Here is an 11,103-nt window from a genome sequence, read left to right as displayed (position 1 = left end):
GTTGCGGGAGGTCGAGCGGCAGGGCCTGCTTCCTGAGCTGCTGGATGAACTCAAGCGGATCACCATCATTTGCCGGGGACCCAAACCGGCCACCGTCCTCAAGAAACATGGCCTGCCGGTTCACATCAGCGCGCCCGAGCCTCACACTACTGAGGAGCTTCTCGATGCCCTGGAGGCCATCGAACTGCATGGCAAGCGGCTGGCACTGTTGCACTACGGCGAACGCAACGCCAGACTGGTGGCCTATCTTCAGGAGCGCGGCGCCCGGGTTGCAGAGTTCTGTCTCTACGAGTGGCAGCTTCCTGAAGACACCAGCGGGCTCCGCCAGCTGGTCTATGACCTCTGCGCTGGACAGATCGATGCCCTTGTTCTCACCAGTCAGGTCCAGGTGCGACATCTCTTCCAGCTGGCGGAGCGTGAGGGCTGTAGCCAGAGGCTGGCCGAGGCCCTGCGCGAGCAGGTGACGGTCGCCTCGATCGGCCCCACATGCAGCGAGGCCCTGCAGCAGTATGGCGTCAGACCGCATGTTGTCCCGGCGCATCCTCGCATGGGTCACCTTGTCAAAGCCCTCTCAGACTATCTAGAGCGCCAGAGCCAGGCCCTGCCCAGCAGCTAGCGAAGCGACACCTGGCGCTCAGCGCAGCCTGCACCGCACCGGCAGGCCGAATGTGTTCCCATTGCCTGGCCCCGGTTTCACTCTCGACACCGGGCCCCTTAAGCAGCGGAGCCCGGTGAGTGAGGGTGCTTACTTCCCATCGATAGTAGTCAACCTGCCATCCTATCATAGGGAGGTCAGTACAACTATGCGTATCCCTCGGACACCGTTTACCACCTTGGTTGCGGCCTTTCTCCACTTTGATACTTGCTTCGCGCTCTGGGTCCTACTTGGTGCGCTGGGCATCTTCATTGCCCAGAGCCTTAAGCTCAACCCTGCCGAGCAGGGCTTTCTCGTAGCCGTGCCCACGCTCGGCGGCTCGCTGGCGCGTTTCCCAATGGGTATGCTTGGGGACCGCTTTGGCTACAAGCGCGTCGGTACTCTTCTACTGCTCTTCCTCTTCCTTCCTCTTCTGGCCGGCTGGCTCCTTCCTCTCAACTTTCCGGCCCTGCTGGCCGTTGGTCTTCTGCTGGGCTGTGCTGGTTCCTCCTTTGCAGTTGCTCTGCCGCTGGCCAGCCGCTGCTATCCCCCAGAGCGGCAGGGGCTGGTCATGGGAATCACCGCCGCGGGCAACATGGGGACAGTGATTGCCAACCTTGCCGCTCCTACCCTAGCGCGTAGCTATGGCTGGCATGCCGTCATGGGGCTTGCCATGATCCCTCTGGCCCTTGTTCTCCTCGTCTTTGTCGTCCTGAGCCGCGAGGCCGGGAAGGCGCCTGCCAGCGCTGCAGCACCCGCCCAGCCAGCCGGGGCTGTCTTCAAGAGTGCCGATCTCTGGTGGTTCTCTTTCTTCTATAGCATTACCTTTGGGGGCTTCGTTGGTCTGAGCACCTTTCTGCCCCTCTTCCTGCACACACAGTATGGCCTGAGTGCCGTCAATGCCGGCCTTCTCACTGCGCTCGCCAGCCTTACTGGCAGCCTGGCGCGTCCTCTGGGAGGCTACCTCGCGGATCGTCTGGGCGGTACCTTCATGCTGCACCTCGTTTTCAGCCTGGTGGCCGTCAGCTATGCCTTGCTCGCCTGTATTCCGCCGTTGGGTCTGGGGACCGTGCTGATCCTCTGCCTGATGGCTATGCTTGGGACAGGCAACGGCGCTGTCTTCCAGCTTGTCCCCCTGCGCTTTCCCCAGCAAATCGGGCTAGCGACCGGATTCGTAGGGGCCTGTGGGGGGCTTGGGGGCTTCCTGCTACCATCGCTTCTGGGCGAGGCCAGACAGCTGAGTGGCGGCTACGCTATGGGCCTGGTGAGTCTGGCTCTCCTGGCCTTCGGCGCCCTTGTCAGCCTGCGTCTGCTCGTGAGTCTGAGACCGGGCTGGCAGCCGCGGCAGCACCTTGTTGCTCCTGCAGGACAGCCCACGGCCTTCTCACGTGGCCGCAGCGGCACCTAGTTATCGGGTCGGGGCCAGGTCAGGCTAACGGAATGATCTTTCCCGCCTGGCCTGGCCCTTGCTTTGCTGATAGTCATGCTCCTGAGTCTCTGGCCAGGCCGCGATGCCTCATGCTATACTGTGGCTACGAGAGTAAGAAGGTCCCGGCCCGCTGGGAGCGTCGCCTGCGAGCTGGGCCGGGCAGGGTCTTATCTCGTTACTCGGCACGTACCCACCCAGCGACAAAACGCCAGTAACTGCTGCAGAGAGGAAGCGTGGAGATATGCAGGAGAAGCAAGCGGCTGAACCCGCACCAGGAGACATGCGCTACTATGATTCCATCCTCGATGCCATCGGCAACACCCCCCTCGTGCGCCTGCGCAAAGTGGCTGCCGATGTTCCCCCCCTCGTGCTCGCCAAGATCGAGATGCTCAATCCTGGCGGCAGCGTCAAAGATCGTATTGGACCGGCCATGATCGAATATTGCGAGCGCCAGGGCCTGCTGCGACCCGGTGGCACCATTGTCGAACCTACGAGCGGGAACACCGGTCACGGCCTGGCCATAGCTGCCGCTATCAAAGGCTACCACTGCATCTTTGTCATGACGGACAAGGTCAGCGAGGAGAAGCGCAGCCTGCTGCGAGCCTACGGGGCCGAGGTCGTCATCTGCCCGAGCACCGTGCCCCCCGATTCACCAGAGCATTACAAGAACGTGGCTCATCGGCTCGCCAGGGAGATTCCTGGGGCCTGCTGCCCCGATCAGTACTCCAACCCTGCCAATCCAGCAGCCCACTACGCCAGCACCGGACCCGAGATCTGGCGCGCTACCGCCGGGCGCATCACGGCCTTCGTTGCTGGCATCGGCACCGGCGGCACCATCACTGGTACTGCCCGCTATCTCAAGGAGCAGAATCCAGCCATCAAGGTCATCGGCGCCGACCCGGCAGGCTCCGTCTACTCGGGCGACACGCCGAAGCCCTATAAAGTCGAGGGCATCGGCATGGAGGTTTTTCCGAAGAATTACGATCCCTCCGTTGTCGATGAAGTTATTCGCGTGGAGGACCGCATTTCCTTCTACTGGGCCCGGCGCCTGGCCCGCGAAGAGGGGATTCTCGTTGGAGGCTCCTCCGGCACAGCGCTGGCGGCAGCCCTGACCTACGCGCGTCGGCTCACCCCCAACGATGTCGTTGTGGTGCTCTTCCCCGACACCGGACGCGGCTACCTGAGTAAGCAGTTTAACGACACCTGGATGCGCGAGAACAACCTGCTGATGCAGGCTGAGAGCGAGCAGCCGACGCTGCGAGACGTGCTCACCTACCGGCGCACGCATGAGGGCAGCATGCCCCTGGTCGTGAGCGTCGCGCCCCAGGACTCGATCGCCGACGCCGTTGAGCTGCTCCGTCGCTATGGAATCAGCCAGACGCCTGTGGTGGAACACGGGCACATGGTAGGCAGCCTGACCGAGGATCTGCTGCTCCAGCACCTGGCCAGCGGCGAATCGCTGAGCGAGAAGACCGTTGGCTCGCTCCAGGGTCCTCCTTTCCCTGAGCTACCCGCTGACGCTCCCGTCCAGGAAGCCTATACCCTCTTTCGCAGTGGTCAGTCAGCGGTGGCCGTCATGCAAGGCCCCCAGCTCGAAGGCATCGTCACCCGCAGCGACCTGCTGGAGTTCTGGGCTCACAGCCGGGAGCGAACCTGCTAACACTCTCTTGCATCTCTCCCTCACTCCCTTGGCCCAGGAAGCTGGATTGCGCTTGAGCGGCAGAGCAGAAAGCAAGGGAGAGCGCGGCCTGGCTGCTCCCGCGCTCTCCTTTATCTTGACAAAGCGCAAATCTGCTGCTACCATGAAAACGTGGTGCTTGAATGCAGCGGACTGGCCGGCATTCGGGAAGGAGGTAACCATGCAACACAACGCCAGTGCAGTGTCCCCAATGCGCGGGAGTGCCGCCAGCGAGCCAGGACTCGCCCGGACGCAGGCAGAGCGAACGATCCTGAGCGGTAGAGATCGGGCCTAGCTATGGATGAGCTGCCCTTTGAAGTCTTCGAGCACACGGCAGACGTCGGGCTGCAGGTCTACGGGCGGACACTGCCAGAACTCTTCATCCATGCTGCAGAGGGGATGGAGAGCTTGATGGTGCCTCTGGAGCAGGTCGAGCCCAGAGTCAGTCGGGAGGTGGAGGTTGAAGGGGACGATCTGGTCTCGCTACTGATTGCCTGGCTAAGCCGTTTGATCTTCCTGTTCGACACCGAGTTCTTGCTCTTTCGCCAATTCGAGATCGAGGACTTCTCCGAGACCCAGCTGAAGATGAAGGCGCACGCCAGCGGCGAGCCATACGATGAGCAGCGCCACGAGCTGAGCAGTGCTATCAAGGCAGTCACCAGGCATCAGGCCGAGGTTGTCCCCACCGCCCACGGCTACCAGGCACGGATCATCTTCGACATCTAGCACTCGGCCTGGCTCAGCTCGTCGGCAGCCTCCCACGTCTCTGCCTTCGCCCGCCGCTCTCTTGCTTCGCCCACCCAGAGGCCTCGCCATCTCCCCAGCTATCTGTATGCTTGCTTGTAGGAGGAAGACGGAGCCTCTCCGTCCACTGCTGCCTGCCGTTCTTGCCTTGGCCTTCTATCGGAATGGGCCAAAGCGGTCCGCCCGATCAGGGTGACGGAGCGGAGACCGATTCTCCTTCCGCCCACTCGACCCTATGCCGCGCTCGGGACTTGACCGGCCCACGCGTGTCGTCTTCCATACAGGTCGTCTCCTGGAAACCAGAGAAGAACGGTCTGGCTCGCGCTGACTCGTCCCTGGTTCGTTTGGCTGCCACAGCGCGAGTATCTCAGCATTTGCTTGGATGCGGAATCGAAGAACAGATAAGAAGAGCAAGGAGGGATGCACGATGAGCGACAGCGGGTCCAAGATTCCCCTCCAGCGGATCGATGCCTACCGCTGGCTTATTCCCCAAAGTTACCAGCCGAAAATGTGCGTGTCGGGCATTGTCTATGCCGACGACGCTCTCATTGAACAGATTCGTCAGGACAACTCTCTGCAGCAGGTCGCCAATGTGGCCACGCTGCCAGGCATTGTCGGCTACTCGCTGGCTATGCCTGACATTCACTGGGGCTACGGCTTCCCTGTGGGAGGCGTTGCTGCGACAGACGCAGAGACAGGAGTGATTTCGCCCGGAGGAATCGGTTTCGACATTAACTGCGGGGTGCGCCTGCTCGCTACGGATCTGAGCTACCAGGAAGTCAAAGGAAAGGCCGATCGTCTGGCTGATGAACTGTTCCAGCGCCTGCCCTCGGGAGTGGGGGGCAAAGGCATGCGCAGTCTGAGCGAAAGGGAGCTGCGTGAGGTGATGGTGCGTGGCGCCGCCTGGGCCGTTGAGCAGGGCTATGGCTTCCCTGAAGACCTGGAAGTTGCCGAGGAGGGCGGCTGTCTGGCAGGCGCCAATCCTGATACCGTCTCAGCGACGGCTATCCAGCGCGGCGTCAACCAGCTCGGGAGCCTGGGCGCAGGCAACCACTTCTGCGAGGTGCAGGTAGTCGACCATATCTACGATGAGGAGGCAGCCCAAGCCCTCGGCCTCTATCGCCAGGGCCAGGTCGTCACCACCATCCATTGCGGGTCAAGGGGCTTCGGGCATCAAGTAGCTGATGACTTTATCAGAATCGCCGAGGTAAGGATAGCAAAGGAGCATATTGAGATAGTAGATAAGCAGCTCGCCTATTTGCCGCTGAGGTCCCAGGAGGCGAAAGCCTATCTGGGGGCGATGGCCGCAGCGGCAAACTTTGCCTGGGCCAACCGCCAGTTGCTGATGCACGGCGTGCGCCAGGCGTTTTCCAGGGTCTTTGGACGCCAGGCCCGGCCTGCAGAGATGCCGCTCGTCTACGACGTGTGCCACAACATTGCGAAGATGGAGGAGTACCGCATCGACGGCCAGTTGCGGCGCGTCTGCGTCCATCGCAAAGGGGCGACGCGAGCCTTCCCCGCAGGGCATCCCGCCGTCCCCGAGAAGTACCGCGCAGTTGGCCAGCCGGTGCTGATCCCGGGTGACATGGGTCGCTACTCATTCGTGCTGGTTGGGGCCCCTGGCTCAATGGAGCAGAGCTTTGGGACAACCTGCCATGGTGCCGGACGCCAGCGCAGCCGCACAGCGGCCAAGAAGGCGATCAGCAGCAAAGACCTGATGGCCCAGCTGGAGGCAAAAGGCATCACGGTGCGCGTGCACAGCAAGGGGTTGCTGGCTGAAGAGGCTCCCCTGGCCTATAAGGACGCTGAGCAGGTGGTGCGCGTTGTCCACAACGCCGGCCTGGCCAGGCTTGTCGTTCGGCTGCGTCCCATTATTGTCGTCAAGGGATAAACGGCCTGGCCTCCTCTGCTTAGCGGAGTGCAGAGACAAGGCAGGAGTCCGGTCTGACCTCCTGCCTTCCTCTTTGGCTGCCCTCTGGCTGTGCTGCTCACGTACGCTGCTGGAGGAGGGCAGCCGCCTCCAGCACCTCCAGCCCGGCCTGGTTGAGTGTCACCTCACCAATGTAATGGCCCATCCGGGCGACATGGCGCGTCTCCAAGAACTCCTGTGGTCCCAGGCCTGTCAGGCGCTCCACCTCCTTCCACTGCTCCGGCTGAATACGGACTTTCTGCTCCTTGACGTAGAGTGTCCCGACCTGACGCATGGCTGCAAGCAGGCGTACAATGCGCGGTGTAATGGGGTGGGCCAGCTTTGTCGCTCCAACCACCGCCCGCGCGAGCAGTTGTCCCGCCTCGGTGCGTACAATCTGCCCATCTGGCAGGCGATCAATCAATCCATGCGCCTCTAGTTTATCGAGCGCCCAGGCCAGGCGTTCCGCCTCTAGAGAGGCCTGGTACTCGGAGACAAACGGCCCTGGTTCCGTCTCCGGCAGATTGACCAGGACCTCGGCCTCCAGGCGTGTCAGCATCGGCTGGCGCGGACAATGCTCAGCCAGCCAGGAGTAGAGCCGGCCTGCGCGGGTCACACCTCCTCCACTGCCGACGAGACCCTCCTCAAGCGCTCGCTCGACCCAGGAAGTTGCCAGCCCTGTCCAGCGCGTCAGTGCCATACTCACGGCCTTGACCGCCGTCGAGGAGATCGCGCGTCTCTGTTCCTGCTGCTGCTCCTCAACCACGCGCTGGCCATAGGGCGTCAACTGATAGAGCGTCCGCTCCCCATCGCTCTCGGTCCGTACCAGCGCCAGCGCCTCCAGACTGGCCACCAGCTCCTCCAGGTCCCACAGTGAGTCAAACCACTCATCGCGGCTGTGTAACTCCTCCACCAGCTCCAGGGCGCGCCGTTTCAGCGCCGACCGCTCCTCCAGACGTCGGCCATACCGCCCAACGATCTCGCGATAGCGGCTGGCCAACTGCTCTACCAGCGTTTTGCGCAGACGCTCCAGGTCAGGAGGAGGGCCACCATTCTCCTGGCGGGCTGCCAGCTGATGGAGAGCCAGCAAGACTTCAACCTCGGCCTCTGTGAGGGCAAAGGTCCGCACCGAGACAGGTCGCTCGCTCTGCAGGAGAGCGTAGGCCCGGAGAGCTGCCTCGCCAGCGGGCGTGAGGTGACCATCCAGGCTCATAAAGCCCAGTTCCTGTAGCTGCTCGCTTTGATCAGCTGCGAGGGCCTCGCTGCCGCGGTCAACCAGAAGGGCCAGCAGTTTAAGAATAGGCTCATCAAGAGCGACGGCCCCAATCGTGTAGCCCCCCTTGCGCAGCGCTTCATAGACAGCCTCTCCCAGCGCCGTCAGGGCATAGAACCGGCCATCGGGCAGCGACCAGGTAATCAGCTCCATCGCCTCCAGCAGATCGATAAAGTCGCCCGACAGTTCTGGCGCTGGGCGCCCGCTGTAGCCCGGAATCATCCGCTGGATGGCGTTGGCCAGCCCTCCATCGATCTCCAAACGGGGCCGATGACGCCGCGCAAAGTCGAGCCAGGCCCGTCCATGTCGATTCAGGCGCCGCACCACGCTCTTATGAAGCGGATCGGTTGCCTCCTCAGTCAGGCCGCGCGCCTGTAGCAAGCTCTCAGTTGCAGGCCCCACCCTCCCACCAGCGTGCTCGGCAGCCTGTAGCGCAGCCAGTATATCCGACCCCAAAAAGCGCCAGCCCTCTACCCCATTCTCATACTCGCCCGCCAAAAGGTGCTGTCCGCGCTCATCCAGCGTGAGGGTACCCGCCTGCCAGTCGCGGTGCATCTCCTCCAGCAGCTGCAGAGCTTCTCGTCCGGCATAGGTCAGACGATAGGAGCGCGGCAGCTCCAGCACTGCCAGCCCCTGCAACTCCAAGGCGCGATAGATCAAGGCACGGCGATCATCCTCTGCCAACTCGTAGGCAGCCTGGCCTGCCTCCTCACTGCTCGCCAGTTCCCGTAAGGCTGCCACATGAGCCCCCGTCAAGAGCATAACAACCAACCTCCTTCCTGGCTCCATTCCTTCTCGACCGCAAAGAAACAAGTGTACGAGCCATCACTTGCTCAGTCAGTGACCCCCACTCCAAGGTTCGTGTCGCACAGCGACTGGGCCAAGCACTTGGTCTGTCTCTCCACCCCCAGGAAGAGACTCGCCAGCATTGAGCTGGCCAGGGGGAAAGGGGCCTTTCCAGTGTACGGCTTCTGGCTGCTTCAGTCAAGGTCATCATGATACACAATGCTTTAACACATCTCATAGCATCTTAGAAGAGAGTAACAGAGTGGCGAGGGCACTTCTTCCCCACACATCATCACTTGATGAGTTCATTGAGGCACTTGACAATGCGTACCAGATTATCTATAAGATTCACTTGAGAGAGACAATAGCCGTCACCGATTCAGCTGGTTCCGAGATCTTGCGTCCGAGCGCCTCTGCTCCTGGCGCTCACGTCATCTGGTTTGCACCGAGCGCCGTTTGCCGGCCTCCGCTCTTCATTCATTCGTCCGTCTGCGTGTTCGTTTTCAGTCCATCATCGTAGCAAGAGTGAGAGGAGCTTTTTATGTGTCAGGCAGGCCAGTTGCCAGCGCTGTCTCTCCTACGCATGTCCGGCTTGCTGGTAACCCGCGGCCTGCCGGGGGAGGCGACGATGCTCGAACAGCAGCAAAGCACGGTCTCGAACAGGCAGCCATCGACTCAGCAGCCTGGGAGCAATCACCCAGCCAGTAAGGGCGGCCCCAGGGCTGGTAGAGAGCAGCGACCAGATCCATCTTCGCAGCAGAATCAACCCCAGCCCCGTCTGGGTTTCTGGCTACGGCTTCTGCTGATTATGGTGCTCATCAATCTCGTCTTCTACGGCCCGTTTTTCTTCAACCTGACGGGCTGGGGACAGACGACCACCATTGATCTGGCCTATAGCACCTTCATTCAGCAGGTCCAGCGGGGCAACGTTGCCAGTGTCACCATTAAGAGCGACAATAGCGTCACCGGAACGCTCAAGTCGCCCATTGAGCAGCGGCAGTCAGACGGCCAGACGGTCTCGGCCACTCACTTCTCAACGTACGTCCCTGCACCCGGCGACCCTAACCTGCTGCCTCTCCTGGAGCAGAAGGGCGTCGAGGTGCGCGCCGAACCGGTGCAGCCGTCCTGGTGGCAGACCGCGCTCTCCTGGTTCGTGAATCTGCTCCCGGTCCTCCTGCTGCTCTACTTTGCCTTGATGAGCTGGCGAGGCATGCGCCAGCTCCAGGACATGCAAGGAGGGGGACTCTTCGGCTTCGGACGCAGTCGGGCCAGGCTCTATACTGAAGAGCGACCGACGACCACCTTCGCCGACGTCGCCGGCGTGGAAGAGGCCAAGGCTGAGCTGCGCGAAGTCATCGACTTCTTGCGCGACCCTCAGCGCTTCCTGCAGATTGGGGCCCACATTCCCAAGGGGGTCTTGCTTGTCGGTCCACCTGGCACGGGCAAGACGCTGCTCGCACGCGCCGTCGCCGGAGAGGCCGGCGTCCCCTTCTTCAGCAGCAGCGCGACCGACTTCGTGGAATTGTTCGTTGGGGTCGGCGCCAGCCGCGTGCGTGACCTGTTTGCTCAGGCGCGTAAGAATGCTCCATGCATCATTTTTATTGATGAGATCGACGCGATCGGGCGCGCTCGCAGTGGGGCTGGCACGCTGGCCAGCAATGATGAGCGTGAGCATACGCTCGAGCAGCTCCTGGTCGAAATGGATGGTTTCGAGCCGCACGAGGCCATTGTTGTGCTGGCTGCCACCAACCGCCCGGATGTGCTTGACCCGGCCCTGCTGCGCCCTGGTCGTTTTGATCGCCAGGTCGTGGTCGATCGTCCCGATCGGCGTGGACGCGAGGCCATCCTGCGCATCCATACGCGCCAGGTGCCCCTGGCCCCCGATGTCAATCTAGAGGAACTGGCCCGCAGTACGCCCGGCTTCTCTGGCGCCGACCTGGCCAACCTTGTCAACGAGGCCGCCCTGGCGGCAGCGCGCCAGGGCAAGTCTCAGGTGGATCGCCAGAACTTCCAGGAGGCCCTCGACAAGCTTCTGCTTGGTGGCAAGCGCGAAGCGCTGATGGATGAGCGTGAGCGGCGCACAGTTGCTTACCACGAGGCAGGCCACGCCCTGGTGGCTGCGGTTCTGCCGAACGTTGATCCGCTCTACAAGGTGACTATCGTTCCACGCGGGCGAGCGCTCGGCGTGACCCAGTTCTTACCAGAGGACGATCGCCATAACTATTCGCGCACCTACCTGCTGCAGCGCCTGGCGGTAGCTTTGGGCGGGCGCACTGCTGAGGAGGTGGCCCTGGGTGAAATTACCTCGGGTGCCGAGAATGACCTCAAGGAGGCCACACGCCTCGCTCGCCGCATGGTTACCGAGTGGGGCATGGGCGAGAGCACGGGTCTGGTGGCCTACGAGCTAGAGCAGGGCGATGGCTTCATCGGGGGCCCCTTGCCGGGCGAGCACCAGCGCCTCTATGCCGAAGCGACTGCCCAGCGTGTCGATGCGGAGGTAGAGCGTATCATGGAGCAGGCCCATCAGCAGGCTCGCGCCGTCTTGACCGAGCACCGTGCTGCCCTTGATCGCCTGGCGGAGGCCCTGTTCCATGAGGAGGTCCTGGAGCGCGAGCAGGTGCTCCAGCTCATCCGTGAGTCGACCGCGCCG

Annotated in this window: 7 protein-coding genes; 6 read left to right on the top strand and 1 reads right to left on the bottom strand. The window is 62.3% G+C overall.

Annotated elements, in window-relative coordinates; genetic code table 11:
- The 5 genes from BGC09_RS21580 to BGC09_RS21555 all read left to right on the top strand — a co-directional run.
- On the top strand, positions 1-616 hold a 616-nt coding region (locus BGC09_RS21580; protein ID WP_176729004.1), incomplete at its 5' end, for a uroporphyrinogen-III synthase.
- A gap of 115 nt (positions 617-731) precedes the next feature.
- Positions 732-2,042 (top strand): MFS transporter, encoded by a 1,311-nt coding sequence (locus tag BGC09_RS21575; RefSeq protein ID WP_176729003.1) that lies wholly within the window; start codon positions 732-734, stop codon positions 2,040-2,042.
- A gap of 301 nt (positions 2,043-2,343) precedes the next feature.
- Positions 2,344-3,723, top strand: coding sequence for a cystathionine beta-synthase (locus BGC09_RS21570; RefSeq protein ID WP_069806272.1), 1,380 nt, complete (start codon positions 2,344-2,346; stop codon positions 3,721-3,723).
- A 315-nt stretch (positions 3,724-4,038) separates the two neighbouring features.
- Positions 4,039-4,467 carry an archease gene (locus BGC09_RS21560; RefSeq protein ID WP_069806268.1) on the top strand — a complete coding sequence of 143 codons (429 nt, stop codon included), beginning with the start codon at positions 4,039-4,041 and terminating at the stop codon, positions 4,465-4,467.
- Positions 4,468-4,912: 445 nt separating this feature from the next.
- Positions 4,913-6,376: an RtcB family protein gene (locus BGC09_RS21555; protein ID WP_069806267.1), complete on the top strand. Its 1,464-nt coding sequence runs from the start codon at positions 4,913-4,915 to the stop codon at positions 6,374-6,376.
- 97 nt (positions 6,377-6,473) lie between these two features.
- Here the strand turns inward: BGC09_RS21555 and BGC09_RS21550 are convergent, their stop codons facing one another.
- Positions 6,474-8,429 (bottom strand): DUF505 domain-containing protein, encoded by a 1,956-nt coding sequence (locus tag BGC09_RS21550; protein ID WP_069806266.1) that lies wholly within the window; start codon positions 8,427-8,429, stop codon positions 6,474-6,476.
- A 565-nt stretch (positions 8,430-8,994) separates the two neighbouring features.
- On the opposite strand from BGC09_RS21550, the gene ftsH reads away from it, so the two are divergent.
- Positions 8,995-11,103, top strand: a 2,109-nt coding sequence (gene ftsH, locus BGC09_RS21545) for an ATP-dependent zinc metalloprotease FtsH (protein WP_069806265.1), incomplete at its 3' end; no start/stop codon positions are given.

It is taken from the genome of Thermogemmatispora onikobensis, assembly GCF_001748285.1.
Taxonomy (GTDB): domain Bacteria; phylum Chloroflexota; class Ktedonobacteria; order Ktedonobacterales; family Ktedonobacteraceae; genus Thermogemmatispora; species Thermogemmatispora onikobensis.
The sequence above is the reverse complement of the archived record's forward strand: the minus strand, read 5'-3'. Positions and strand labels throughout refer to the sequence as shown.